This is a genomic window from Brevibacterium ammoniilyticum, assembly GCF_038429965.1.
In the GTDB taxonomy this organism is placed as follows: domain Bacteria; phylum Actinomycetota; class Actinomycetes; order Actinomycetales; family Brevibacteriaceae; genus Brevibacterium; species Brevibacterium ammoniilyticum.
Map to the genome: position 1 here is coordinate 1 of NZ_BAABNP010000003.1, position 25,873 is coordinate 25,873.

At 67.1% G+C, this 25,873-nt stretch carries 23 protein-coding genes and 4 tRNA genes; 24 read left to right on the forward strand and 3 right to left on the reverse strand.

Features of this window, described 5'->3' with window-relative positions; translation table 11 throughout:
• Positions 1-425: 425 nt before the first annotated feature.
• The gene (locus AAHA49_RS03800; protein ID WP_342037256.1) at positions 426-845 is read left to right on the forward strand and encodes a hypothetical protein; all 420 of its coding nucleotides are present in this window, start codon (positions 426-428) and stop codon (positions 843-845) included.
• A gap of 114 nt (positions 846-959) precedes the next feature.
• On the opposite strand, the gene AAHA49_RS03805 is transcribed toward AAHA49_RS03800, so the two are convergent.
• Positions 960-1,688 (reverse strand): DUF4870 domain-containing protein, encoded by a 729-nt coding sequence (locus tag AAHA49_RS03805; protein WP_342037257.1) that lies wholly within the window; start codon positions 1,686-1,688, stop codon positions 960-962.
• Positions 1,689-1,818: 130 nt separating this feature from the next.
• Entirely contained in the window at positions 1,819-2,676 is an 858-nt protein-coding gene (locus AAHA49_RS03810; RefSeq protein ID WP_342037258.1) for a DUF3097 domain-containing protein, read from the reverse strand.
• Positions 2,677-2,812: 136 nt separating this feature from the next.
• Between AAHA49_RS03810 and hrcA the strand changes: the two genes are divergently transcribed.
• The 8 genes from hrcA to zapE all read left to right on the forward strand — a co-directional run bounded on the left by hrcA (position 2,813) and on the right by zapE (position 10,736).
• Positions 2,813-3,889, forward strand: coding sequence for a heat-inducible transcriptional repressor HrcA (gene hrcA, locus AAHA49_RS03815; RefSeq protein ID WP_342037259.1), 1,077 nt, complete (start codon positions 2,813-2,815; stop codon positions 3,887-3,889).
• A 136-nt stretch (positions 3,890-4,025) separates the two neighbouring features.
• Positions 4,026-5,138, forward strand: coding sequence for a molecular chaperone DnaJ (gene dnaJ, locus AAHA49_RS03820; protein ID WP_342037260.1), 1,113 nt, complete (start codon positions 4,026-4,028; stop codon positions 5,136-5,138).
• Positions 5,135-5,884, forward strand: coding sequence for a 16S rRNA (uracil(1498)-N(3))-methyltransferase (locus AAHA49_RS03825; RefSeq protein WP_342037261.1), 750 nt, complete (start codon positions 5,135-5,137; stop codon positions 5,882-5,884). Before dnaJ ends, AAHA49_RS03825 begins: the two co-directional genes overlap by 4 nt.
• 34 nt (positions 5,885-5,918) lie before the next feature.
• Positions 5,919-6,965 carry a PhoH family protein gene (locus AAHA49_RS03830; RefSeq protein WP_342037262.1) on the forward strand — a complete coding sequence of 349 codons (1,047 nt, stop codon included), beginning with the start codon at positions 5,919-5,921 and terminating at the stop codon, positions 6,963-6,965.
• Positions 6,962-7,450, forward strand: a complete 489-nt coding sequence (ybeY, locus tag AAHA49_RS03835; protein ID WP_342037263.1) for an rRNA maturation RNase YbeY — start codon at positions 6,962-6,964, stop codon at positions 7,448-7,450. Before AAHA49_RS03830 ends, ybeY begins: the two co-directional genes overlap by 4 nt.
• A 4-nt stretch (positions 7,451-7,454) precedes the next feature.
• On the forward strand, positions 7,455-8,720 hold the full coding sequence (locus AAHA49_RS03840) for a hemolysin family protein (protein WP_339392777.1): 1,266 nt from the start codon (positions 7,455-7,457) through the stop codon (positions 8,718-8,720).
• A 1-nt stretch (position 8,721) separates the two neighbouring features.
• Positions 8,722-9,657: a GTPase Era gene (gene era / locus AAHA49_RS03845; RefSeq protein WP_339392776.1), complete on the forward strand. Its 936-nt coding sequence runs from the start codon at positions 8,722-8,724 to the stop codon at positions 9,655-9,657.
• A gap of 65 nt (positions 9,658-9,722) precedes the next feature.
• On the forward strand, positions 9,723-10,736 hold the full coding sequence (gene zapE / locus AAHA49_RS03850) for a cell division protein ZapE (RefSeq protein WP_342037264.1): 1,014 nt from the start codon (positions 9,723-9,725) through the stop codon (positions 10,734-10,736).
• A 19-nt stretch (positions 10,737-10,755) separates the two neighbouring features.
• Here zapE and AAHA49_RS03855 read toward each other — a convergent pair whose 3' ends face one another.
• Complete coding sequence (locus tag AAHA49_RS03855) at positions 10,756-11,235, reverse strand: PGPGW domain-containing protein (protein WP_342037265.1); 480 nt, start codon at positions 11,233-11,235, stop codon at positions 10,756-10,758.
• A gap of 134 nt (positions 11,236-11,369) precedes the next feature.
• On the opposite strand from AAHA49_RS03855, the gene AAHA49_RS03860 reads away from it, so the two are divergent.
• The 15 genes from AAHA49_RS03860 to ruvB all read left to right on the forward strand — a co-directional run bounded on the left by AAHA49_RS03860 (position 11,370) and on the right by ruvB (position 25,835).
• A tRNA-Gly gene (locus AAHA49_RS03860) sits at positions 11,370-11,442 on the forward strand.
• A gap of 26 nt (positions 11,443-11,468) precedes the next feature.
• Positions 11,469-11,539, forward strand: a tRNA-Cys gene (locus AAHA49_RS03865).
• Between the two features lie 33 nt (positions 11,540-11,572).
• A tRNA-Val gene (locus AAHA49_RS03870) sits at positions 11,573-11,644 on the forward strand.
• Positions 11,645-11,682: 38 nt separating this feature from the next.
• Positions 11,683-11,754: transfer RNA gene (locus tag AAHA49_RS03875), tRNA-Val, on the forward strand.
• Positions 11,755-11,913: 159 nt separating this feature from the next.
• Positions 11,914-13,266 carry a DUF4352 domain-containing protein gene (locus tag AAHA49_RS03880; RefSeq protein ID WP_342037266.1) on the forward strand — a complete coding sequence of 451 codons (1,353 nt, stop codon included), beginning with the start codon at positions 11,914-11,916 and terminating at the stop codon, positions 13,264-13,266.
• 165 nt (positions 13,267-13,431) lie between these two features.
• Complete coding sequence (gene thrS / locus AAHA49_RS03885) at positions 13,432-15,438, forward strand: threonine--tRNA ligase (protein ID WP_342037267.1); 2,007 nt, start codon at positions 13,432-13,434, stop codon at positions 15,436-15,438.
• Positions 15,435-16,046, forward strand: a complete 612-nt coding sequence (locus AAHA49_RS03890; RefSeq protein ID WP_425286498.1) for an HIT family protein — start codon at positions 15,435-15,437, stop codon at positions 16,044-16,046. Before thrS ends, AAHA49_RS03890 begins: the two co-directional genes overlap by 4 nt.
• Positions 16,043-18,046 (forward strand): S9 family peptidase, encoded by a 2,004-nt coding sequence (locus tag AAHA49_RS03895; RefSeq protein WP_342037268.1) that lies wholly within the window; start codon positions 16,043-16,045, stop codon positions 18,044-18,046. The genes AAHA49_RS03890 and AAHA49_RS03895 overlap by 4 nt, the downstream gene beginning before the upstream one ends.
• 4 nt (positions 18,047-18,050) lie before the next feature.
• The gene (gene pgsA / locus AAHA49_RS03900; RefSeq protein ID WP_339392770.1) at positions 18,051-18,671 is read left to right on the forward strand and encodes a phosphatidylinositol phosphate synthase; all 621 of its coding nucleotides are present in this window, start codon (positions 18,051-18,053) and stop codon (positions 18,669-18,671) included.
• On the forward strand, positions 18,658-19,137 hold the full coding sequence (locus AAHA49_RS03905) for an NUDIX hydrolase (protein WP_342037269.1): 480 nt from the start codon (positions 18,658-18,660) through the stop codon (positions 19,135-19,137). Before pgsA ends, AAHA49_RS03905 begins: the two co-directional genes overlap by 14 nt.
• Positions 19,138-19,370: 233 nt before the next feature.
• A complete protein-coding gene (locus tag AAHA49_RS03910) occupies positions 19,371-20,123 on the forward strand; it encodes a YebC/PmpR family DNA-binding transcriptional regulator (RefSeq protein ID WP_198498907.1) in 753 nt (250 codons plus the stop codon).
• Positions 20,123-20,719: a crossover junction endodeoxyribonuclease RuvC gene (ruvC, locus tag AAHA49_RS03915; protein WP_339392768.1), complete on the forward strand. Its 597-nt coding sequence runs from the start codon at positions 20,123-20,125 to the stop codon at positions 20,717-20,719. The genes AAHA49_RS03910 and ruvC overlap by 1 nt, the downstream gene beginning before the upstream one ends.
• 584 nt (positions 20,720-21,303) lie before the next feature.
• A complete protein-coding gene (locus AAHA49_RS03920) occupies positions 21,304-23,880 on the forward strand; it encodes a DUF222 domain-containing protein (RefSeq protein ID WP_342037270.1) in 2,577 nt (858 codons plus the stop codon).
• A 189-nt stretch (positions 23,881-24,069) separates the two neighbouring features.
• Complete coding sequence (gene ruvA, locus AAHA49_RS03925) at positions 24,070-24,666, forward strand: Holliday junction branch migration protein RuvA (RefSeq protein WP_342037271.1); 597 nt, start codon at positions 24,070-24,072, stop codon at positions 24,664-24,666.
• 125 nt (positions 24,667-24,791) lie between these two features.
• A complete protein-coding gene (gene ruvB, locus AAHA49_RS03930; protein WP_339392765.1) occupies positions 24,792-25,835 on the forward strand; it encodes a Holliday junction branch migration DNA helicase RuvB in 1,044 nt (347 codons plus the stop codon).
• The last annotated feature ends 38 nt before the right edge of the window (positions 25,836-25,873 follow it).

The window sequence follows — 25,873 nt, forward strand, 5'->3', positions numbered from 1 at the left end:
GTGAACGTCCTGCGATTCGTAGACATGATTCCCTGTCGTGCCTTCCTGGTAACGACTGTCTACGAGAAGTGTCACACCCCAGACCTGGACCGTGGAAGCCACCGCCTCGACGGCATGCGACCCAGCGACAGGCGGTTCGCGACGATGTTCTCCGGTTGGGCAGAGACGCGGCCGGTGTGGCCGCGTCGGCAGCCGGCTCGGTGCGACGGTCCGAGTTCTGGAAGAAAGGGCGTTCAGCGGCGGGCGGGGCCTCGAGGGTCGCTGCGGCGAAGGGACTCACAGCCGCGACCGCGACTGCATCGGCGTCGACGGCCGCGCTCCGACGAGGCCGCGAAGTGTATTCCGCCTCTGTCCGGCTGCCACTCGACGGGATCGGGCGACCACGTCGGCCGTGGGAGATTCTGACTGCGGCGATCGTCGGACTCGTGGCACCGCTGTTCATCGTGCTCGCAGTGATCTCGATCGCCGTCTCCGGTGGCCGCACGCTCAGATCGGTCGGGTGGATGCTCCGTGGCATCGGCGGCACCACGGGGGAGGAGTCGATCACTGCGGCAGCCGACATCTCTGCGGGCATCGCCAACGTCGTGGTCGGCGTGGGGATCGTTGTCGGCTTGGTCGTGATCGCGGCATTCGCTGTGTACTCCTGGCGAGTGCTTGTGGGCCGCGGCCGAGCGAGATGGGTGGCGCTCATCGCACTCATCGTCTCGCTCTTCGTGCTCACCCCGTTGAGTCCGATGCTCGTCGCCGGTTTCCAACTCTGTGCGATCGCCAGTCTCGTCTTCGCATTTCTGCCGCGATCGTCGGCATGGTTCCGGCATCGCCGAGGACGTGGGAGGGCGCGGTGAGTCCGCAGAGACTTCTTTCGGCCTAAACCGTTCCGTCGGCAGACAGAGAACCGGGGGCTGCACGGTCGTGCAGACGGCGGTTCTGAGAGGCAACAGCTCAACGGCTGCACCTGATCACTTGACGAAGGGAATAGTCATAGGGATCTTGTAGCACTCGCCCTTGTTTGCGGCAACGGCTGCGATGATCTGGAAGATGATACTGCAGATCCAGACCGCGAGGTAGAGGAAGTAGCCGACGACGACGAACATGAGCAGTCCGCTGACGAAGTAGGCAATGATCAGCGTGAGCTGGAAGTTGAGCGACTGTCGGGCGTTCTCTCGGACGAAGGGGGATTCGTCCTTCTTCACGAGGAACATGATGAGCGGAAGCAGCCACCCAAGGAAGATTGCTCCGACGTGGGTCCACAGGGCGGTGGAGCGCTCCGACTCGTTGGCGTGCCAGAACTGCGCGGACCCGGGACCGTAGGCGGACACGGGAAGCGCCGTCGAGTCGAACATCGCAGGATTGGCCTGCATCGCGCCGTAACCGGGCTGGCCGCCGTAGCCCTGCTGGACTCCGTACTGCGGCTGACCGCCGTAGCCGGGCTGGCCGCCGTAGTTCTGCTGCGAACCGTACTGCTGCTGCGAGCCGTAGTTCTGACCGCCGTGGCTCTGCGGCTGGGAGCCGTACTGCTGCTGCGACCCGTAGTTCTGCTGTTGCTGTTGCGAACCGTAGTTCTGCTGGCTGCCGTAGTTCTGCTGCTGGCTGTAGGGCTGCTGGGGGCCGGACGCCTGCGAGTAGTTCGGCGGCATCGGACGCGACTGGTTCTGCTCTCCGTTGGGAGGCTGCGGGGAGTTCGACATGAGGGTCCTTTCGAGAAGCTTCTGCACCCCCACCCTAGTCGAGGCGCGCCCTGCGTAGCGTGGGAGCGGCGTTCCAAGTTCATCACAAGTGCCCCGGAGACACACGCCCTCAGCGCAGCGCCCTCGACCTTCAGTCGACGGTGACGAAGTCGATGAGCTCCTCGACTCGGCCCGAGAGGGTCGGCTCGACATCGGCGATCGTGCTCACTGATTTCAGTATCCGCACCCAGCCGGCGGCGACGTCCCGGTGATCGGCGTGCGGCCATCCGATGCGGGCGAGGATCCCTGTCTTCCAGTCCTCCCCACGCGGCACGGTCGGCCACGCGCTGATGCCGATGACATGGGGTTTGACCGCCTGCCAGATGTCGACGTACGGGTGGCCGATGATGTGCACGGTCTCCCGGTACCGGTCATCGGCGCGGACCGCCTCGGCGATCTTCGACTCCTTCGTCCCCGCCACGAGATGGTCGGCGAGGATCCCGACCCGGTGCCCCCGGTCGGGAGCGAATTCCGCGAGTTTGTCCGCGACGTCGTCGAGTCCGCCGAGGGGTTCGACGACGACGCCTTCGATCCGCAGGTCATCGCCCCAGATCTTCTCGACGAGTTCGGCATCGTGCTTGCCCTCGACCCAGATCCGCGATCCGCGGGCCACCCGTGCCTTCGCCCCGGCCACGGCACGCGACCCCGACGCCGTGCGACCCGGAGCCGCGGGCTTGCGCTTGGGCAGCCGCAGATCGACCGGTTCGCCCTCGAGGAGGAACCCCGGTCCCAGCGGGAACGTCTTGAGCCCGCCGCGCCGATCCTCGAGCTTGACGACGACCCCGCCCGCGGTCTTCTCCGCCCCGACGACGGCGCCGACGAAGCCGCTCATCGCGTCTTCGAGCACCATGCCGAGCCCGAGCTCGACGGGACGCGACTTCTTGGGACGGTGCGAGGACGGCGACGCACCCGAGAGCACGTCCGAACCGTAGCGATCAAAAGCATTCACAGCCCACCAGCGTAGTGAATGCGGTGCCCGGCACAGCGGTGACCCGCGGGTCCCGGGACGGAAAGTGAAATCACAGGATAAGAGGCGTAGAATTGGCACTCGGAGTGTTAGAGTGCCAAATCCGGGGAGGAGTCCGATGAACGACAGCAGGCGCGCGCAGGTGCTCCGCGCGATCGTCGAGGACTTCGTCGCCACGAACGAACCCGTGGGGTCGAAGGCGATCGTCCAGCGGCACACCCTCGGGGTCTCACCCGCCACGATCCGCAACGACATGGCCCAGCTCGAGGCCGAGGGCTACATCGCCCAGCCGCACACCTCGGCGGGAAGGATCCCCACCGATCTCGGCTACCGGATGTTCGTCGACCGCATCGACGAATTCAAACCGCTCAGCCAGGCCGAACGCCGGGCGATCCTCCAGCTCGTCGACGGCGAGAGCGACCTCGACGGGATGCTCGACCGCACGGTCCGCCTGCTGGCGGGCCTCACCCACCAAGTTGCGCTCATCCAGTACCCCATGGTCTCGCAGGCCAAGGTCAAGCACATCGAAGTCGTGGGTCTGGCCGCCGGCCGGGTCCTCGTCGTCCTCATCACCGACGCCGGCCAGGTCGAGCAGAAGATCGTCGTCCTCGCCGAGGCGGTCGACGAGGACGGTCTCGCCCGCATCCGCGAGCGGATCAATGCCGAGTACGCCGGCCGCAGGCTCTCGCGCATCGACGCCCGGACCTCGGAGCAGACGGACGCTGAGGCGGCCGCAGGCACACCATCGAACACCGAGGCGACCAGTGAGGACTCCGCCGCGGGCGGGCCCGCAGAGGCGACGATCACGCGGATCCGCGACGCCGTGACCGACTTGGTCGCGGCGACCCGCGAAGAGCGGATCATCATGGCGGGAACGGCGAACCTCGCCCGGTCGGGCCACGAGTTCGGCGAGCAGATGGCCCCGATCCTCGAGGCCTTCGAAGAGCAGGTCGTCCTCCTCAAACTGCTCACCTCGATGGCCGAGGACCACGCGGAGATCAGCGTGCGCATCGGCCGTGAGAACACTCACGAGTCCTTCAGTTCGACATCCGTCGTCGCCGCCGAATATGGTCGGGTGGCGGGTTCATCGGCCCGTCTCGCCGTGCTCGGCCCCACCCGCATGGACTATCCGACGACGATCTCGGCCGTGCGCGCCGTCGCCAAGTACGTCTCCTCGGCGCTCGACCGAGGATAGACGACACAGACCCAGAGACAGACACCCAGACCCGGGAACATCGCGCAGGTCCGCCCGCGTTGACCCACAGAGCACATCGACGAAAGAGACCCCGTCGCACACGACGGAGACCACCATCAGGGAGAGAGAAGTTTCAGTGGCCGATCACTACGAAACACTCGGAGTGTCCAAGGACGCTTCAGCGGCTGAGATCAAGAAGTCCTACCTCAAGCTGGCCCGCAAGTACCACCCCGACGTCAACCCCGGCTTTGACGAGGAGTTCAAGGCGATCTCGCTCGCCTACGACGTCCTCTCCGACCCGGAGAAGCGCCGCAACTACGACATGGGCGGCGGAGAGAACGGGCAGGGCTTCCCGGCCGGCGGCTTCGGCGGGTTCGGCGACATCTTCGAGACGTTCTTCGGCGGCGGAGGCGGCGGCGCCGGCGGACCCATCCCGCGCATGCAGCGCGGCAAGGACGCCCTCGTCGGCGTCAACATCGACCTGCGCACCGCGGCCTTCGGCGGCACCGTCGACCTCGACGTCACCACCGCGGTCGTGTGCGAGACGTGCAGCGGCGCCGGCACCCAGGACGGCACCTCGATCGAGACGTGCTCCCTGTGCCACGGCTCCGGCAGCATCCAGCGCATGACCCGGACCCTGCTCGGCCAGATGGTGACGAACCAGACGTGCAACCAGTGCCACGGCTACGGCACCGTCATCCCGCACCCGTGCCTCAACTGCCAGGGCGACGGCCGCGTCCGCAAGCAGCGGACGATGAAGATCCGCATCCCCGCCGGCGTCTCCGACGGCACCCGGATCCAGCTGAGCGCCCAGGGCGAGGTCGGCCCCGGCGGCGGACCCGCCGGCGACCTCTTCGTCGAGGTCATGGTCACCCGCCACGAGGTCTTCCGCCGCGACGGCGACAACCTCCGCGCGGCCGTGTCCGTGCCGATGACCGCGGCCGCACTCGGCGCCCGCATCCCGTTCGAGACCTTCGACGGCGCGCAGGACCTCGACATCGAACCCGGCACCCAGTCCGGCACGGTCGTGAGGCTGCCCGGCCTCGGCGCGACCCGCCTGCGCAGCGAGACCCGCGGCGACCTCCTCATCACTGTCGACGTCACCACCCCCGACAAGCTCGACGACGAACAGCGCGAGCTGCTCGCCCAGCTCGCGAAGGTCCGCGGAGAGGAGACCCCGCGCGCCCAGATCACGACGGAGAACCGCGGCATGTTCTCCCGCATGCGTGAGAAGTTCGCCGGTCGGTGAGCCGTCCCGTCTTCCACTCGCCCACCGCCGCCGAGGCGGTCGCCGGCAGCGCGCTCACGTTCGGTGAGGACGTCGCCGGCCACGCGGTGCGCGTGCGCCGCATCGGATCCGGCGAGCTCATCGACGTCGTCGACGGTCACGGTGTCCGGGCCCGCGGCGAGCTGAGGACCGCCTCGGCGACCGAACTCGTCCTCGACGTCACCGAGGTCACCCGCGCCCCCGAGGACGGGCCCCGTCTCGTCCTCGTCCAGGCGCTCGCGAAGGGCGACCGCGACCTGCAGGCGATCGAAGCGGCCACCGAGATCGGCGTCGACGAGGTCATCCCGTGGGCGGCCGAACGCTCGATCGCCGACTGGCCGGCGAAGAAGGCCGGCAGGATGGCCCAGAAGTGGGAGAACCTCCTCACCGCCGCCTCCCTGCAGTCGCGGCGCAGCCGCTTCCCGATCCTCGGCGACCTCGCCCGGGGAACGGGACTGGCCGGCCGCCTCGGTGCGGCCGATGCCGTCTTCGTCCTCCACGAAGCCGCCGAACACCGGCTCTCGGCGGCCCTGTGCGACCTCGATGCGGGCGGCGTCGAACGCATCGTCCTCATCGTCGGACCCGAAGGCGGGATCAGCGACGGTGAACTCTCAACCCTCGAGGCCGCCGGAGCGAGGACCGTCGTCCTCGGCGACACCGTGCTGCGGTCCTCCTCGGCGGGGCCGGCCGGTCTCGTGCTCGTGGAGAATTCCCTGGGCCGCTGGTGACGAACCGGACTACGATAGAAGCAGCCCTGTCCTCATGGCCGCAGGCGTGGACCTGCCGACCGTGACCTACGAACGAAGGACCATCCTGGACACCACCACCGATTCGCAGTCCACCGCGAACACCGCCGACTCGGAGACCGTTCGCCTCGTCATCCCCGACTCGATCGACCTGGTCGAGTTCTTCGGTCCCGGCGAGTCGAACCTCCGCACGCTCGAGCAGGTCTTCTCCGGCCTCGACCTCCATCTGCGCGCCAACCAGCTCCAGGCCGCCGGCGCACCCGACCAGGTCAGCGCATTCATCTCCGTCATCGGGGAGCTGAAGAAGCTCCACCAGTCCGGGCACCGGATCGACGCGGAGACGATCGAACGCGTCGCGTCGTTCTCCTCCGAAGGCAAGGCCGCCTCGGCGGTGATGGGCACGAACATCCTCTCCACCCGCGGGAAGTCGATCCGTCCGAAGACGATGGGCCAGCACGACTACGTCAAGGCGATCCGGAACAACACGATCACCTTCGGCATCGGACCCGCCGGCACCGGCAAGACCTACCTGGCGATGGCGATGGCGGTCAACGCCCTGCAGAACAAGGACGTCTCCCGCATCATCCTCACCCGGCCCGCCGTCGAAGCCGGGGAGCGCCTCGGCTTCCTGCCCGGCACGCTGGGGGAGAAGATCGACCCGTACGTCCGCCCGCTCTACGACGCCCTCCACGACATGGTCGACCCCGAGTCGATCCCGATGCTCATCGAATCCGGCACGATCGAGGTCGCCCCGCTCGCGTACATGCGCGGACGCACCCTCAACGACGCCTTCATCGTCCTCGACGAGGCGCAGAACACGACGGGGGAGCAGATGAAGATGTTCCTCACCCGTCTCGGCTTCGGCTCGCGCATGGTCGTCACCGGCGACGTCTCGCAGATCGACCTGCCGGGGAACACGAAGAGCGGACTCAAGGTCGTGCAGAAGATCCTCGCCGACATCGACGACCTCGCCTTCTGCCAGCTGGGAAGCAAGGACGTCGTCCGTCATTCGCTGGTGACGAAGATCGTCGACGCCTACGACCTGTGGGGGAACTCGAAGTGAACACGGAGATCGCGAACGAGACCGACGCCGAGGTCGACCTCGACGAGGTCGTCGCCCTGACCGAATACCTCGGGGAGGCGCTGCACATGCACCCGGGTGCGGAGCTGTCGGTGACGATGGTCGACGAGACCGCGATGGCCGAACTCCACGTGACCTGGATGGACCTCGAGGGACCCACCGATGTCATGTCCTTCCCCATGGACCAGCTCACGCAGGGCCGGGCCGGAGCCCCCACCGAAGGCCAGATGGGCGACATCATCATCTGCCCGGCCGTCGCGGCGACGCAGGCCAAGACGGCAGGGCATTCGACGATGGACGAGATCCTCCTGCTCACCGTCCACGGCTTCCTCCACCTGCTCGGCTACGACCACGGCGAGGCGGCCGAACGCGAGGAGATGTTCGCCCTCCAGCGCCACCTGCTCCTGACCTTCTTCGCCGCCCGCTACGACGGCCGGACGGACATCCCGTCACCGACCGAGGTCTGAGCCCGTGGTCTGGTTCTTCCTCGCCGCCCTCGCCTGCCTCATCGTCTCCGCGACCCTCGCGGCCGTCGACGCCGCGCTGCTCAGCGTCTCCCACCACGCGATCCAGGACGCGAAGGAGGAGGGCAAGCCCGCTGCGGCGAGGGTCGAGCGGATCCTCTCCGACCTGCCGACGAACATCAACGTCATCATCTTCGTCCGCCTCTTCCTCGAAGCGCTTGCGACGGTGTTCATCGCGCTGGCCTACGACTCGCTGTACTCGGTGGGCCCGCTCATGGTCGTCCTCACGGTGCTCACCTCCTCGATCGCCGTCTTCGTCGTCGCCGGAGTCTCCCCGCGCACGATCGGCCGGCGGCGGTCCCTGTCCGTGAGCCTGGGGCTGAGCGGGATCGTGACGTTCCTCCTCGTCGTCCTCCGCCCCCTGACGAAGGTCCTCGTGTGGCTGGGCAACCTGCTCACCCCCGACAAGGTCTACAAGGACGGACCCTTCGTCACCTCGGACCAGCTGCGCGACCTCGTCGAGCGGGCGAGCGAGTCCGACATCATCGAAGACGGCGAACGCGAGATGATCCAGTCGGTCTTCACCCTCTCCGAGACCTCGGCGAAGCAGGTCATGGTTCCGCGCACCGACCTCGTCACCGTCACCTCGGGCACGCCCTTGAACAAGGTGATGAACCTCTTCCTCCGCTCCGGGTTCTCCCGCATCCCGATCAGCGGCGAGGACCTCGACGACATCGAAGGCGTGGCCTACCTCAAGGACGTCGCCCGGCGCCTCCACCAGCATCCCGAGGACGCCGAACGGCCGGTGAACACGCTGGCCCGCAGCGTCCTCTTCGTCCCCGAGACGAAACCCGCCGACGACCTGCTCGAGCAGATGCAGATCGAATCGACGCACCTGGCGATCCTCGTCGACGAGTACGGGGGCACCGCGGGACTCGTGACGATCGAGGACATCGTCGAGGAGATCGTCGGCGAGATCGAGGACGAATACGATGTCGGCGATGAGGACCTCGTCGTCGACGACGACGGCTCGTTCCTCATCAGCACGCGGATGTCGATCACCGACTTCGCCGAGTACTTCGACGTGCGCATCGACGAGGAGGACGTGACCAGTGTGGGCGGTCTGCTCACGAAGCTCATCGGCCGTGTGCCCATCGCCGGATCGAGCGCCCACATCGCCGGACTGCGCCTGACCGCCCTCGAAGGTCAGGGCCGACGGCACCGCATCGCCCATGTCAGGGTGACGCGGGAGACGACCACGGAAGAGAGCTGAGATGGACTTTCGCACGGACTACCCGGAGGACTTCCGCGCAGGCTTCGCCTGCTTCGTCGGCCGCCCCAACACGGGGAAGTCGACGCTGACGAACGCGCTCGTGGGGGAGAAGGTGGCGATCACCTCGGCGAAGCCCCAGACCACCCGCCACACGATCCGCGGGATCGTGCACAAGCCCGACCACCAGCTCATCATCGTCGACACCCCCGGCCTCCACAAGCCCCGGACTCTGCTCGGCTCCCGGCTCAACGACCTCGTCGTGGCCACCCTGAGCGAGGTCGACGTCATCGGCTTCTGCCTGCCCGCCGACGAGCCGATCGGTCCCGGCGACCGCTACATCGCCTCCCAGCTCGCCCTCCTCGACGGACGGACCCCGATCGTCGCGCTCGTGACGAAGGTCGACACCGTCAGCCAGGACAAGGTCGCCGAGGCGCTGCTCGCGGTCAGCGAGCTCGCCGACTTCGCCGACGTCATCCCCGTCTCCGCCGTCGACGGCTTCCAGGTCGGAACCGTCGACGAGGTGCTCGCCGGCTACCTGCCGGTCTCCCCACCGCTCTACCCCGAAGGCGAGCTCACCGACGAACCCGAAGAGGTGATGATCGCCGAACTCGTCCGCGAAGCCGCCCTCGAAGGCGTCCGCGACGAGCTGCCGCATTCCCTGGCAGTCCAGGTCGAGGAGATGTACCCGCGCGAGGGCCGCAGCGAGGACAACCCGCTGTGGAACGTCCACGTCAACCTCTACGTGGAGCGGCCCAGCCAGAAGGCGATCATCATCGGCAAGGGCGGCAAGCGGCTCAAGGAGATCGGCTCGGAGTCCCGTCGCGGCATCGAGGCGCTGCTCGGCACGAAGGTCTTCCTCGACCTCCACGTCAAGGTCGCCAAGGACTGGCAGCGCGACCCCAAGCAGCTCGGCCGCCTCGGCTTCGACTTCAGCTGAGGGCGCGGCATCCGTGTGTCCGGGCTCATGGTCCGGCCCGCGCAGCCTGCCATAGACTTGGGCGAGTGAATGCCCAGCAGACTCTCACCTCCCTGAGCGAGCGCAACCCCACGGTCGCCCCCGACGAACTCATCGCCGGACTCGTTCCGCCGCCGCAGTTCGAGAACGTGTCGTTCGACAGCTACCGCACCGACCCTGCCGAACCCTCGCAGGCCGAGGCGCGGAACAAGCTCGAGGAGTTCGTCGCCGACGACCGGTCGAAGGGATTCTTCGGCAAGCTCTTCGCCAAGGGCAAGGACGGGCCCAAGGGCGTCTACCTCGACGGCGGCTACGGTGTCGGCAAGACCCACCTGCTCGCCTCGGCGTGGCATGCCAATGAGAAGCCGGCGACCTTCGGCACCTTCGTCGAGTACACGAACCTCGTGGGCGCGCTCGGCTTCGTCCGCGCCCGGGACGATCTCAAGCAGATGAAGCTCGTGTGCGTCGACGAGTTCGAACTCGACGATCCCGGCGACACCGTGCTCATGTCCCGGCTCATGCGCGAGCTCACCGATGCCGGGGTGAAGATCATCGCGACCTCGAACACGCTGCCCGGGTCGCTGGGGGAGGGGCGCTTCGCCGCGCAGGACTTCCTCCGGGAGATCCAGGCGCTGTCCGATCAGTTCGAGGTCTACCGGATCGACGGTCAGGACTACCGTCACCGCGGGCTCACCGCGCCGGCCGAACCGCTGACTCCGGAGGAACTCGATGCGGCGGCCGCGCAGCTGACCGGCACCGTGGCCCGCGACGACTTCTCCACCCTGCTCGAGCATCTCGCGACCGTCCACCCCTCGAAGTACGGTCGGATGGTCGACGGCATCGACGCCGCCGTGTGGGAGAACGTCCACACGATCGACAACGAGAGCGTGGCGCTGCGCTTCGTCGCCCTCGTCGACCGTCTCTACGACCGCAATGTGCGCATCATCAATTCGGGGCAGCGCCTCGATGAGGTCTTCACCGCCGAGTCCCTCGAGGGCGGCTACCGCAAGAAGTACATGCGCTGCCTCTCCCGGCTCACCGCGCTCTCGGCACCGGAGTAAGGGCACGGCAGCGCTCGCGTCACCGCAGGTTGAGGGCTTCGAGGATCCCGCCGAGGTCGGGCACCCAGTCCGGGATGCCGATGAGTCGCAGGGTGAGCCAGACGACGACGGCGACGAAGGCCGCAGTGAGCGCGCCGACCGTCCACCGCACCCACAGCGGCTGGCGCATGATCCAATGCGTCCACGCCTCCACGCGCACCCGCACGAAGTGGAGCAGATGCCTGGCCCAGTGGAATTCGGTGGAGATGACGAAGAGCCCGATGATGACGATGAGCCACCCCGGACCGGGCAGGGGGACGAGCACGAGCCCGATGAGCACGATGAGCGTGCCCACGCCGCCGACGATGATCTTGTAGAGCCGTGCCGTGTGCGGGTTCGCTGTGACCCCCATGCGCCAGCGCAGGAAGCTCAGACGGAAGCGGCGCCACGGGCGCCGGCCGTGCTTGTGTCGGCGCGACAGCCAGCCTTTGGGCCGCTTGTCGGGGGATCGCTCAGTCACGCAGACCATTCAACCCGAGGAGTCTGAAAGCTTGATTCGGATCTGTGACCACGATCACCGCGTTCCGATTTTGCGTCGGTGCCCGGCTGCGTATAGAGTTATATCTCGTTGCCAGGGAAACCGGGCAGCGAAACGCGGATGTGGCTCAGTTGGTAGAGCATCACCTTGCCAAGGTGAGGGTCGCGGGTTCGAGTCCCGTCATCCGCTCGGAGGCGTCATGGCACTGCCTTGGCGGTGGCGTGGCCGAGAGGCGAGGCAGCGGCCTGCAAAGCCGTATACACGGGTTCGAATCCCGTCGCCACCTCGGATTCTCCGACAGTCCGCTGTCGGTGATTCGGCGCGATTGGCGCAGCGGTAGCGCGCTTCCTTCACACGGAAGAGGTCACTGGTTCGATCCCAGTATCGCGCACAGGGACCATCACGGTTCCGGTGCAACAAATGAATAGAGCGCGATTGGCGCAGCGGTAGCGCGCTTCCCTGACACGGAAGAGGTCACTGGTTCGATCCCAGTATCGCGCACAATGAGAACCCCGGACTTCGGTCCGGGGTTCTGTGCATTCACGACCCGGTGCCCCGAGAAGTCGTGTGGCAGTTCTGCCACGCAAAAGGCCTGGTTGAGGCTACTCTTATGTCTGTACGCTAGTCAGAGCACAGCCCAGACGAGGACTCGGAGCAACTATGTCTACCCCGCAGAATCCGTACGATCCGAATCGCGATTCGGACAACCAGAACCCCGACCAGAGCTCTGCGAGCGATCAGGGTCGTTCAGCCTCGGACAACGGCGGCGACGCCACCTCCGGCGATCAGGCTCCCCAGTACGGGTCGAACGAGCCCACCCGCTCCTACGACTCGGGCAACCAGGCCCCGTCATACGGTTCCGGCGACCAGGCTCCGAACTACGGTTCGGGCGATCAGGCTCCCTCGTACGGATCCGGCGACCAGGCGCCGAACTACGGTTCGCAGCAGCCGCAGTACGGCCAGGACGCGCAGGGCTCCCAGGGCTCCTACGACCAGAACCAGAACTACGGCCAGGGCTACGACCAGAACGCGCAGGGTTCGTACGATCAGAACCAGAACTACGACGCCAACGCCCAGGGGTATGACCAGAACCAGTACGGCCAAGGCTACGACGCCAACGCCCAGGGCTACGACGCGAACCAGTACGGCCAGCAGCCGTCCTACGCCGCGAGCGGCGGTGGCGCCGACCAGTTCACCCCGGCGAACCCGAACGCCGCCTACGGCAGTAGCTACTCCTCAGGATCCGGTGGGAACACCTCGAAGAACATCTGGGGCCTCCTCGCCCTCATCGGCGGCATCGTCGGCGTCGTCCTCGCCTTCGTCTTCGGCATCGGTGCGATCTTCGGCATCGCGGCGATCATCTTCGGCTTCATCGGGCTCTCCGCGATCAAGAAGGGTCTGGCCAGCAACAAGGGCATGACGATCACGGGCCTCATTCTCGGCTTCGTCTCCGTCGTCATCTCGATCATCGTCGTCATCGCCACGATCATCGGACTCGGCATGCTCGGTGCCGCCGTCGACGAGATCCAGAGCAGCTCGCCGACGGCGGCGCCGATCGATCCGTCCGACCCGGGCATGGAATCGCCGGACTCCGGTGACACCGAGCCGGCACCCGTCGAAGGCAGCGAGACCGAGATCGGCACCGACATCACCGCGGCCATCGGCGTCGCCCCCGGCACCGTGAGCGACACCGCCATCGGAGCCGAGACGACCAACGGCGAGATCGCCGTGGTCACCGTGACGATCAAGAACAACTCGAACTCGGACGTCGACCTCACTCTCGCGAGCCTGACCGCCTCGAACGGTTCGGGGACGAGCTACCAGGACGTCTTCGACGGCAACAAGTACCGCGGCAGCCTCGTCTTCGCCGACGGACCGATTCCCGCCGGGGGAGAGAAGACCTTCGAACTCGCCTACGGCGTGCCTGCGAGCGAGATGGATCAGATGCAGCTGCAGCTGACCCTCTTCGAAGACCTGGGCCAGGGCACGACCTTCGACTTCAAGAAGGTCTGAGAACCGACGGCACACTCCGACGACCCTGAGACGGGGACCGTCGGAGACCAGACGGTGACGCAGTCAGGCGGCAGTCAGATGACTGCCGCCTGTCTGATTTCCCAGGCCCGTTTTGGTACTAGACTCTAAGAGCGAGAACACGGCAACGACGATCGGAGAGATTCAGTGGCAGACAGCATCGACTGCGCGGGCGAGAGCATTCCCTTCAGACAGGGTCTGACCGGGACGGAGATCTTCTCCACGGACCGCGCGGTGGTGGCGATGTGGCTGAATGGGGAGCCGGCTGACCTCAGCCGGGAACTCTCACCGGGCGACTCGATCGCCCCGATCCTCATCGATTCCCCCGAGGGACTCGACATCCTCCGGCACTCGACCGCGCACGTGACCGCGCAGGCCGTGCAGGATCTCTTCCCCGATGCCAAGCTCGGCATCGGGCCCTACATCACCGACGGCTACTACTTCGACTTCGACGTCGCCGAGCCGTTCACCCCCGACGACCTCAAGGCCATCCAGAAGAAGGCCGCGCAGATCGTCAAGTCCGGCCAGACCTTCAACCGCGTCGTCGTCAGCGAGGACGAAGCCCGGAAGCGTATGGCGAACGAGCCCTACAAACTCGAACTCATCACCGACAAGGGCGCCGGCGAGGACGACTCCGCAGCCGTCGAAGTCGGTGCGGGCGAACTCACCGTCTATGAGAACGTCGACCGCAAAGGCGAGGTCGTCTGGCAGGACCTCTGCCGCGGACCCCACCTGCCGAACACGAAGCTCATCGGCAACGGATTCGCCGTCACCCGCTCCTCGGCGGCGTACTGGCGCGGTGACCAGGCGAACGCGAGCCTCCAGCGCGTCTACGGCACCGCGTGGGCGTCGAAGGACGACCTCAAGGCCTACCAGGACCGCCTCGCCGAGGCCGAACGTCGTGACCATCGCCGGCTCGGCGCCGAACTCGACCTCTTCTCCTTCCCCGAGGAGCTCGGCTCCGGACTGCCCGTCTTCCACCCCAAGGGCGGAGTCATCAAGCGGGAGATGGAGGACTACGTCCGCGCCCGTCACATCGAAGAGGGCTTCGAGTACGTCGGCACCCCGCACATCTCCAAGGAGACCCTCTACTACACCTCGGGACATCTGCCCTACTACGGCGAGAACATGTTCCCGCCCATGCTCGTCGACGAAGTCCGCGACGAGGAGGGCGAGATCGTCAAAGACGGCACCCCGTACCGCCTCAAGGCGATGAACTGCCCGATGCACAACCTCATCTACCGCTCCCGCGGCCGCTCCTACCGTGACCTGCCGCTGCGGCTGTTCGAGTTCGGGACCGTCTACCGTGATGAGCCCTCCGGCGTCGTCCACGGGCTCACCCGCGTGCGGGCGCTGACGCAGGACGATTCGCACTCGTACGTCGCCGTCGAAGACGCCGCCGCGGAGATCCGGCACCTCCTCGGCTTCGTCCTCAGCCTGCTGCGCGACTTCGGTCTCAACGACTTCTACCTCGAACTCTCCACCCGCGACGAGGACGGGAAGAAGAAGGACAAGTTCATCGGCTCCGACGAGCAGTGGGCCGAAGCCACCGCGACCCTCGAGCAGGTCGCCGCAGAGTCGGGACTCGAACTCGTCCCCGATCCCGGCGGCGCGGCCTTCTACGGCCCGAAGATCTCCGTCCAGGCCAGGGACGCGATCGGCCGCACCTGGCAGATGTCGACCGTCCAGCTCGACTTCAACCAGCCTGAGCGCTTCGGCCTCGAATACGTCGCCGCCGACGGCACCCGCAAGCAGCCGGTGATGATCCACTCGGCGAAGTTCGGCTCGATCGAACGCTTCCTCGGCGTGCTCACCGAACACTACGCAGGCGCGTTCCCGGTGTGGCTCTCACCCGTCCAGGTCACCGCGATCCCCGTCGCCGAGGAGTTCAACGACTACCTCTTCGAGGTCGCCGAGCAGCTGCGGGCCGCCGGGGTGCGCGTCGAGGTCGACGACTCCGACGACCGGTTCCCGAAGAAGATCCGCAACGCCTCGAAGTCGAAGGTGCCCTTCGTCCTCATCGCCGGCGGCGAGGACCGCGACGCCGGTGCGGTCTCGTTCCGCTTCCGTGACGGCGAGCAGGACAACGGCGTGCCCGTCACCGAGGCCATCGCGCGCATCGTCGAAGCGATCGAGACCAAGGCCCAGGTATGACCGAGGACAGGACGTCCGAGCACCTCGGCGAGGGCGGTGACGTCCGTCCCGAGCTCGGCATGTCCCTGACCGACATCGAAGCCGCCTCCGGCTTCCCCGGGGAACCCGACGGATTCCAGCGGCTGTGGACCCCGCACCGGATGGTCTACATCGGCGGTCAGGACAAGCCGAAGGACTCCGGCGAGGCCGAATGCCCGTTCTGCGCGGCGCCGAAGAAGTCCGACGAGGAGGGGCTCATCGTCGGCCGCGGGGACTCGGTCTACGCGGTGCTCAACCTCTACCCGTACAACCCGGGCCACCTCCTCATCTGCCCGTACCGGCACGTCGCCGACTACACGGACCTGACCGAGGAGGAGACGGTCGAACTCGCACACTTCACACAGAAGGCGATGCGGGTCATCCGCGCCGTCTCCGGACCCGACGGCTTCAACCTGGGGATGAACCAGGGCGAGGTCGCCGGGGCGGGGATCGCCGCGCACCTCCACCAGCACGTCGTCCCGCGCTGGAGCGGTGACGCGAACTTCCTGCCCGTCGTCGCGCAGACGAAGGCCCTGCCGCAGGTGCACGCCGATGCCTGGGCAGCGCTGAGTCAAGAATGGAACCGATGAACCCCGAAGACCTCGATTCGCTCGCCGAGTACACCGCCCCCGTCGTCGACGGCGAAGACGTGATCATCACGATCACCCGCCCCGACCTCGAGTCGAACACGTACCTGTCCCAGCTCTTCGCGTTCCGCGGGGAGACCTCCAGGCGACTCACCCACGGCTGGCGGGACACGGCGCCCCACATCGGGCAGCACTGGTCGGGCTATCTCAGCGCCGAGCGGTCCGAACGCCCGCAGCTCTTCGCCGGGCCGAGCCTGACGACGGCGCACCGGATCACGGACAGCCACCTCGGCGTCGCCGAATTCGACATCGACGACGCCGGCAGTCGGGCCCTCTACGTCGCCCGGGTCGCCGAACCGGGCCGCTACGGCACCGATGAGGACATCCCCGCCGAGGAGGAGGCACCGCGCCGGATCGGCAGGGCCGCCTACCAGTCCAACGGAATCGGGTACGTCGGCGACCGTCCCGCCCGGGCCTTCCTCGTCGACCTCACCGAACCCGGCTTGGGCAAGGCCGGGATCACCGGCAGCGCCGAGGTGCCGCTGTCGACGATGCTGCCGACCCCGGACTCCGACGTCCACGACCCCCAGTTCGCCCCCGACGGGGCGCATATGAGCGTCGTCGCAGCCGTCGCCCCCGACACGGGTGCCCCGGATCTGCGTTCGACCGTGTGGCTCCTCGGCGCCGGCGGTCCCGAGGCGCTCGAGCTGCCGCGCATGAGCGTGCAGCTGCACCGGTGGATCGACGCGGACCGCGTGCTCCTGCTCGGCAGCGAGCTCACCCGCGACGACCTCGACTTCGTCGGGCAGATGCCCGGCCTCTTCGTCCACGAGATGAGCACCGGCACCACCCGCCGCCTCACCGATCCCGAGACCGTCGCGGCCGCCACCCTGCCGCCGGTCATCGTCGACGGCTCCTCCGTCGTCTTCGCCGTCGACACCGACGGGGCGACGCGGCTGGCTCGGATCGATCTCAGCGCCGAGGCGGCCCGTCTCGAGGATCTGCGCTTCCTCACCGATGCGCTCAGCGTCGTCACCGGCTTCACCGTCTCCGGCGACTCTGCGTTCGTCACGGCCGTGACCCCGGAGTCCCCGGCCGTGCTCGTCCAGGTCGACCTCGACGGGACCGGTGCTGAGGGTGTGAGCGCCGAGGCGGTGCTGCGGACCCATCCGGCACCGGCGAACTCCGTCCTCCCGCAGCTGTTCCGGGTCCCCGGCGAAGGCGGGACGATCACCGGATGGCTGGCCAAACCTGCAGGTCAGGGACCGTTCCCGGTCGTGCTCAACATCCACGGCGGACCGTTCGCGCAGTACACGCACGGGTGGTTCGATGAAACCCAGGTGCTCACCTCGGCGGGCTTCGCCGTCGTCTACGCGAACCCGCGCGGTTCGGGTGGTCGCACCCGGAGCTGGGGGACCGCCGTCCAGGGCGATATGGCCGCACCGGCGATGGCCGACGTGCTCGCCGTCCTCGACCATGCGCTGGCTGCCGATTCCGACCTCGACGGCGACCGCCTCGGCGTGCAGGGCGGATCGTACGGGGGATACCTCACGGCGATGACGATCGCCAACGACCACCGGTTCCGGGCCGCGATCGTCGAACGCGGCTACCTCGACCCGCACAGCTTCCTCGGCACCTCCGACATCGGACGGTTCTTCACCGAGGAGTACACCTCGCGTGATCCCGTGGCGATCGAACGGCAGTCGCCGCTCGCGCATGCCTCCGAAGTCCGCACCCCGGCCCTCGTCATGCACTCGGAGCTCGACTTCCGGTGTCCGCTCGGGCAGGCGCAGCAGTACTACGCTGCGCTCCAGCGCGCCGGGGTGCCCACGGAGATGCTCATCTTCCCCGGTGAGAACCATGAGCTGTCCCGGTCGGGGCAGCCGCGGCACCGACGTCAGCGCTTCGACGCGATCATCGACTGGTGGGACGTCCACCTCGGTGCGCGACCGGAGGCCGATGAGCCCGCCGACCGTCCGCTCGCTGCCGCGGTGGTTCGCTGACCCGATGCTCAACACCATTGCCCGCGCGGCATTCACCCGACTCTTCCGTCCCCTGGCGAGGCTGCTTCTGCGCCTGGGGCTGACTCCTGATGCCGTGACGTACATCGGGACCATCGGGGTGTGCGCGGGAGCGCTGGTGTTCTACCCGCTCGGGCACCTGTTCTGGGGCACCGTCGTCATCACGGTCTTCGTCTTCTGCGACATGCTCGACGGGATCATGGCGCGGGAGACCGGGCGCAACAGCCTGTGGGGTGCGTTCCTCGACTCGACGCTCGACCGGATCGCGGACTCCGCGGTGTTCATCGGGCTCGCGCTGTGGTTCTTCCTCGGCGCCGACGATCCGCTCACCGCACTGCTCGCGCTCGGGTGCTTGGTCACCGGCTCGATCGTGTCCTATGTGCGGGCGCGGGCTGAGGGGTTGGGCGTCCACGCTTCGGGCGGCATCGCCGAACGCGCCGACCGGTTGTTGGTCACACTCGTCGTCACCGGCTTGGTCGGAATGGGAGTTCCCGATATCGTTCTGACGGTCGCCTTGGGTGTTCTCATGATCGCCTGCTGCATCACCATCCTGCAGAGAATCTCATCTGTCCGCCGCCAACTCCTGGAGAACCATGAAACCTCGTAAAGCTTCGCGGGTCGTACTGCTCAATGAGCGCGACGAGGTTCTGCTCATCCGGGCCCAGGACCTGCTCACGCCCTCCCACCAGTGGTGGATGACGTGCGGCGGCGGTTCGGAGATGGGGGAGTCCCCGGCGCAGACCGCGGCCAGAGAGCTCGCCGAGGAGACCGGCATCGAATGCGAGCCCGGCGACCTCATCGGTCCGCTCGCGATCCGCGACGAGGTCTTCCGGTTCACGGAGAGGGAGATGCGGCAGCTCGAGACGTACTTCGCCTACCGGACGAGCGAGGACGTCGAACTCGAAGACGCCGTGTGGACGGACATCGAGAAGCGCAGCCTGCTCGAATTCCGCTGGTGGAGCCGCGAGGAGCTGCTCGAGACGACGGAGACGATCTACCCGAAGAACCTGCTCAGCCTCATGGAACTCGCCTCTCGGGGCGCGGTGCCCGACGTCCCGCTCGTCATCGACTGACGGGGTCGGCTGCTTCGGCGGGGAAGGTTCGGGTTGCGGACCGCGGTCGCACGGGTGACTGACGGTCGCCTCGGCGGGAGCACTGTGGGACCCGGAACCGCGGTCGCACGGGCGACTGACGGCCACCTCGGCGGGATCGGAATCATTCCGGGTCCCGCGGTTCGGCGCGCTTGCAGGGTGCGTGGGATCGAGCGTATAGAATCGTAGGGCTGTATCTAGAGGAAGGAACACCAGTGTCAGGTCATTCCAAATGGGCAACGACTAAGCACAAGAAAGCTGCCATCGATGCCAAGCGCGGCAAGCTGTTCGCCAAGCTGATCAAGAACATCGAGGTTGCCGCACGCAACGGTGGACCTGATCCCGATGGCAACCCGACCCTCTTCGACGCGATCCAGAAGGCGAAGAAGAACTCCGTGCCCGCCGACAACATCAATCGTGCGGTCAAGCGCGGCGGCGGACTCGACGGCGAGGCCGTCAACTACGAGACGATCATGTACGAAGGCTACGCGGCCGGCGGCGTGGCGCTGCTCATCGAGTGCCTCACCGACAACCGCAACCGCGCGGCCTCCGAGGTGCGTGTGGCCGTGACCCGCAACGGCGGATCGATGGCCGACCCCGGTTCGGTGTCGTACAACTTCAACCGCAAGGGCGTCATCGTCGTCCCCGCCGAGGGCACCGATGAGGACGCCATCGTCGAAGCGACGCTCGAAGCCGGCGCCGAAGAGGTCAACGACGAAGGGGAGACCTTCGAGGTCATCTCCGAGGCGACCGACCTCGTGGCCGTGCGCACCGCGCTCGTCGACGCGGGCATCGACTATGACTCCGCCGAGGCGTCGTTCGTGCCCGGACTCAAGGTCAGCCTCGACGCGGCGACCGCCACGAAGGTGTTCAAGCTCATCGACGCTCTCGAAGACAGCGACGAAGTGCAGAACGTCTACTCGAACGCCGACGTCAGCGACGAGGTTCTCGCAGAACTCGACGCCTGATGCGCATCCTCGGCGTGGACCCCGGCCTCACCCGGTGCGGGCTCGGCGTCATCGCGACCCTGCCGGCCCGCAAGGTCGCCATGGTGGCCGTCGACGTCGTCCGCACCCCGTCCGCGGATTCCGTGGACCTGAGGCTGGGGAGCCTCGCCGAGGCGTTCGACACCTGGCTCGATGAGCACCGTCCCGATGTGGTGGCCATCGAGCGGGTGTTCGCCCGCAACGACGTCTCGACGATCATGGGCACCGCCCAGGTTTCGGGACTGACCATGGGCCTGGCCGCGCGCCGTGGGATCCCCGTGGCCATGCACACCCCGTCCGAGGTCAAGGCCGCGATCACCGGATCCGGCCGCGCCGATAAGAAACAGGTGACGAACATGGTCACCCGCATCCTCGGACTCGACGCCCCGCCCAAACCCGCCGACGCCGCCGATGCGCTGGCGATCGCGATCTGCCACTCTTGGCGCGGAGCGCTGAGCGCCCAGTCGACGCCAGGGGCGAACAAGGACCTCACCGAACGCAAAGGCAGCGGACGGCAGGGGAGCGGGCTGACCAAGGCCCAGGAGCAGTGGGCGAGGGCCCTGCGCGACGCGAAGTGAACGGGAGCGCGGCGGGCTGATAGCAACCGACTGCTGAGTTTCTCTGCTCACCGATGTGTCCGTCTGACCTGACCCGGGACGCACCGCCAGAGTCGGCGCTGTTCCCTGGATCTGTGCTCTGATCGTCGTGCGCTCGCAGTGCGGGCGCGCTTACGCGCGCTGTCACAAACACGTCCACCGTCGCGGGAGCGTGCTGAACCCGCCGTCGGCGCCATCAAAGCCACGGTGCTTCCGCGCATTGTCCCTGGTCAAACGTGCGTATCGCAGTGAATTGGAATCACGTCGAACAGCGTCTAAAAAACCTTGGAAAAATCGAACGAAACTATAGACGTGAGATGGTGATGGGCGTAGGATGTGACTAACCGCACAACGAAGGCGTTGACGGACAGAACATCGAGACCATGACACTGACACCGGATCGCACACCGAATCCCCGGGGCGAAGGCTCCCCGGGCAATGGGTCGGGTGCGGGCGGAAAGGGACAGCAGGGTCCCCGTCGTCGAGACAACTCTCGCGGGACCGGGCGGGGGAGTCGGAACCCTTCTCAACCGCAGTCGCTGTTCGAGCAGCTCGAGGCTGCAGGGATGGATCTCAGCGGGCATCAGCTCGCCGAACGCCTCGGCGACATCGCGCCGGTGACTCCGCGGGACTTCGGCAGACTCGACGAACCGGATCCGAAGACGGACCGGGAATCGACTGCTGATTCACGATCGAACACGGATTCACTTTCGACCCGCGATTCGCGGCCGGCGTCCGATTCGAAGTCCAAGCCCGCTACAGGGTCGATGTCCGGCTCGCGGCCCGAGTCCGGTTCGAAGTCGACGTCGAAGCGTCTCGGGTCGAAGGGCAGCGGCGGAGGCGACAATACCTGTGACTCGTGCGACGATGCCAGCGGTGGAGAAGACGGTGCCGGCGATCCCGCTATGGGCGCCGCTGGGGGTGCGGTGAGCGTCACCGGAAGCGGCACAGCCGACGCCGAGCGCCCGTGTGTGAGCGATATCGCCAGTCCCTTCCAGGCGGCCGCAGACGAACACCGCGACACCTCGATTCCCGACTCCCCGCATCCCATGCTCAGCAACGAGCAGTGGGCCGACCTCTCGGCCACAGTTCCCGAAGTGACCGAGAGTCTCGGCTCACTGACCGAACTGGCCGCCCAGCTCCAGGACTTCCGCCGTCCTATGGGGCCCGATGAGGCGGTCACGGTGATGCAGGGGCTCGAAGCGCTCAGTCGCATCGTCGATCTGCTCTCGGCGGTGACGCTCTCGGTATTCGAACGCACCGGCACCCCGAAGGACTATGGGGCGAAGTCGACCAAGGCGCTCGTGCAGGACAAACTCAAGCTCAGTGGCAGCGAGGCCCACCGTCGGACGGAACTTGCGAAGAATCTCGGCAACAGAGTCGACATCACGGGCCAGTCCCGGCCGCCGAAGTATCCGCTCGTGGCCGAAGGGCTGCAGTCCGGCAGACTCTCGTCCAGTCAGGCGACGACCATCACCGAATGCCTGAAGGATCTGCCGTTCTGGCTCGGCTCTGACATGCGGACCAAGGTCGAGCAGAAGCTCGTGGCGCGTGCCCCCACCGTGCGCGTCTCCGACATCAGGCGGATCTTCGCGGACATGCTCGACCGTCTCGACCCGGACGGGGAGGAACCCAAGGACTCTCACGATCGGTCGCACTATCGGGTCAACGTCCGGCAGCGCCGTGACGGCGACTGGGACCTCTCCGGTCTCCTCGACCCGATCTCCGGAGGGATCCTCCAGGGTTGGCTGACCTCGCGGATCAAGGCTGACGATCCCGCATCAGGTGATCGCGAATCGACTGCCGGCGATCACGCAGCCTCGCCCGACGGTTCGTCTGCGACCGGCAGCCTCGACTCCGCAGCGGATGACAGCTCGGGCGCGGTACAGGGGGCCGGACAGGGTGAGGTGCCACCTGACGAGCAGGATGCACCTCCGGATACCTGCCCGGCCACGGTGCCGACTGACGGCCGAGCCGCGGACGAGCAGGAGATCATCGACCTCTTCGGCAGTGTGCTCTCGGGAGACATCTCCGACGCCCGCATCCCGGCTGATGCTTTCCCCACTGACCCCAGCCAGACCGACGCGGCGCCGAACGCTGAAGGTTCCGCCGATGTCTCAGTTCCACAGAACCGTGGGTGGGGAGTCCGCGAGGACGGCTCGTTCGTCGACACCGCTGATGCCCAGGGTTCGGTGAAGAACCTCATGTACGAACGCTTCGCCACTCTTCTCTCCCGGATCGAAATGGGCCGGGTCGGACGAGGAGCACCTTTCGCGCTGGTCGTCACGGCGACCGCGGAGAACCTTGCGGAGAAGAAGGGGCGCGCAGAGACCGGAGACGAAGCGGAATTCCCCGTCGACCTCGCTGTCGATGAGGGACTCAACGGCTCGGTGTTCTTCCACCTCATGAGCGACAAAGCGAAATCTCTGAGCCTGGCCACCGAACAGCGGTACGCGACACCGAAGCAGCTCGCCGTACTCGCCGCCCGCGATCAGGGATGCACCTTCCCCGGATGTGAGACGCCGCCCGGCTGGTGCGATGCTCACCACATCGTTCCGTGGTCCAACGGTGGGAAGACCGACATCAACAACCTCACCCTGGCCTGCGGTCTGCACCACCATCTCATCGACAAATCGGACTGGTATGCCTACATGCTCTTCGACGGTCGACCGGCATGGATCCCGCCCGCGTCGATCGACGTCGAACGCCGACCCATTCTCCACGCCCGATTCATCGCCCGCGAAGCAGCCGAATCGCTCTTCGACGAAGTCGCGGGGACAAGTGCGGCCGGGGTGAGCCAGCGGGGGACAAGTGCGGCCGGGGTGAGCCAGCGGGGGACAAGTGCGGCCGGGGTGAGCCAGCGGGGGACAAGTGCGGCCCAGGACGGCCCGAAGGGAACAAATGCGCCTACGGTAGGACCGGATGAGGCAAGCGGGCCCGGAATCGATCGCCAAGGGACAAGTGCGATGATCGACGGCCGACTCGACACGGGTGGTCCAGCCCGTGATCCGGATCCGCCATGGACGGATGCCGAATGGGGTGACCACGAGGGCTCGCCTGGAGACTGCGGTCCGGGTGAAGTGAGTGACCCGCCCGGATACAGCGACTGCCGTGGAGACGACGATTCGGGGGACCGAACGTGAGTGCGCCACGCTGGAATGGCAGTGCGCTGGCCATTGCGTCGCGGCCCGGAGCAGCTGGCGCGGTTCGCAGGCGGTTGCTCAGACTGCTGTGCGGTGGCGCGAGTGACGCTCCGGGCATGTCGGCCAGGACCAACGGTACGTTCCTGTTAGTCTGGATTCGTACAAGTGTTCCCACCCGAAAGGCTGTCCGTGATCAGTTTCCTCAGCGGTACGGTTCATCGCATCGCAGCTGACCACCTCGTCGTCCTCACCTACGGAGTCGGACGAAAAGTGCACGTGACACCGGACACGCTCGCCGGGACCCGCCACGGCGCCGACATCGAGCTCGTCACCACCCTCGTCGTCCGCGAGGACTCGATGACGCTCTTCGGATTCGGCACCGAGGACGAGAACCACACCTTCGAAGTCCTCCTCACGATCTCCGGGATCGGCCCGCGCCTCGCCATGGCCATCCTCTCCGTCATGGGACCCGACGAACTCGCCGCGGCCATCGCCGGACAGGACGCCACCGCGCTCACCCGGGTGCCCGGCATCGGGAAGAAGGGCGCCTCGCGCATCATCCTCGAACTCGAGAACAAACTCCCGAAGTTCGCCGCCGCTGCCCCCGGCCCCGCCCTGTCCTTCGGCGGGTCCAACCAGCAGGTCGTCGACGCCCTCGTCGGCCTCGGCTGGAAGGAACCCCAAGCCGCCGAGGTGGTCCAAGAGGTCGTCAGCGACCTCGGTGCCGACGCCGGCACCTCGGCGCTGCTCAAAGCCTCCCTCAAGGTCCTGGGTGCGCGGAAATGACCGGTCCGACACCGTCCTCACGCGGTACTGAGGCATTCGGTCGAGAGCCAGAGTCATTCGGCCGGGATTCCGGGGCATTCGGTCGAGAGCCAGAGGCATTCGACCGGCGGGCCGAGTCCTATGAGATGGACTTCGGCGACCAGCGGCTCACCGGTGCCGAACATGACCGCCTCGTCTCGGGGACAGCCGAAGCCGCCGAACGCGATGCGGAAGCCGCGCTGCGCCCCAAAGGACTCCACGACTTCATCGGCCAACCGCAGGTCCGCGAGCAGCTCTCCCTCGTCCTCGACGCAGCCAAGGCCCGCAGCAGGACCCCCGACCATGTCCTGCTCTCCGGCCCTCCCGGACTGGGCAAGACGACCCTGGCGATGATCATCGCGCACGAGATGCAGGCGAGCCTGCGCGTCACCTCGGGCCCGGCGGTCCAGCACGCAGGCGACCTCGCCGCGATCCTCTCCTCCCTCGAAGAGGGCGAAGTCCTCTTCATCGACGAGATCCACCGCATGGCCCGTGCCGCCGAGGAGATGCTCTACGTCGCGATGGAGGACTTCCGCGTCGACGTCATCGTCGGCAAAGGTCCCGGAGCCACCGCCATCCCGCTCGACCTCCCTCCCTTCACCCTCGTCGGCGCCACCACCCGCTCGGGCCTGCTGCCCGCCCCGCTGCGCGACCGCTTCGGCTTCACCGGCCACCTCGACTTCTACTCCAGCGCCGACCTGCTCACCGTGCTCACCCGCTCGGCGCGCATGCTCGGCATCGACGCCGAGAACCGCGGCCTGCAGGAGATCTCCACCCGCTCCCGCGGCACACCCCGCATCGCCAATCGCCTGCTGCGCCGAGTCCGCGACTGGGCGCAGGTCCGCGGCACCGGCATCATCGACGAAGCCGCAGCGCTGAGCGCGCTGACCGTCTACGAAGTCGACGCCCTCGGCCTCGACCGCCTCGACCGCTCGGTCCTCGACGTCCTGTGCCGCCGCTTCGGGGGAGGACCCGTCGGACTCGGCACCCTCTCCGTCTCCGTCGGAGAGGAAGCCGACACCGTCGAAACGGTCTCCGAACCCTACCTCGTGCGCGAAGGACTCATCAGCCGCACACCCCGCGGCCGGGTCGCCACCTCGGCGGCGTGGAAGCACCTGGGACTGCACGTCCCAGCAAACTATGAGTTCTGATCCGGTCCGATGAGTTCGCCTTGAGTGCGGAGTTCGAA

What these genes read in the sequence shown, in the direction of transcription:
- AAHA49_RS03805 (WP_342037257.1), bottom strand. Translation starts at nt 1,688, where the DNA reads ATGTCGAACTCCCCGCAGCCTCCCAACGGAGAGCAGAACCAGTCGCGT.
- hrcA (WP_342037259.1), top strand. Translation starts at nt 2,813, where the DNA reads ATGAACGACAGCAGGCGCGCGCAGGTGCTCCGCGCGATCGTCGAGGAC.
- AAHA49_RS03830 (WP_342037262.1), top strand. Translation starts at nt 5,919, where the DNA reads ATGGCCGCAGGCGTGGACCTGCCGACCGTGACCTACGAACGAAGGACC.
- era (WP_339392776.1), top strand. Translation starts at nt 8,722, where the DNA reads ATGGACTTTCGCACGGACTACCCGGAGGACTTCCGCGCAGGCTTCGCC.
- AAHA49_RS03880 (WP_342037266.1), top strand. Translation starts at nt 11,914, where the DNA reads ATGTCTACCCCGCAGAATCCGTACGATCCGAATCGCGATTCGGACAAC.
- AAHA49_RS03890 (WP_425286498.1), top strand. Translation starts at nt 15,435, where the DNA reads ATGACCGAGGACAGGACGTCCGAGCACCTCGGCGAGGGCGGTGACGTC.
- AAHA49_RS03895 (WP_342037268.1), top strand. Translation starts at nt 16,043, where the DNA reads ATGAACCCCGAAGACCTCGATTCGCTCGCCGAGTACACCGCCCCCGTC.
- pgsA (WP_339392770.1), top strand. Translation starts at nt 18,051, where the DNA reads ATGCTCAACACCATTGCCCGCGCGGCATTCACCCGACTCTTCCGTCCC.
- AAHA49_RS03905 (WP_342037269.1), top strand. Translation starts at nt 18,658, where the DNA reads ATGAAACCTCGTAAAGCTTCGCGGGTCGTACTGCTCAATGAGCGCGAC.
- ruvC (WP_339392768.1), top strand. Translation starts at nt 20,123, where the DNA reads ATGCGCATCCTCGGCGTGGACCCCGGCCTCACCCGGTGCGGGCTCGGC.
- AAHA49_RS03920 (WP_342037270.1), top strand. Translation starts at nt 21,304, where the DNA reads ATGGATCTCAGCGGGCATCAGCTCGCCGAACGCCTCGGCGACATCGCG.
- ruvB (WP_339392765.1), top strand. Translation starts at nt 24,792, where the DNA reads ATGGACTTCGGCGACCAGCGGCTCACCGGTGCCGAACATGACCGCCTC.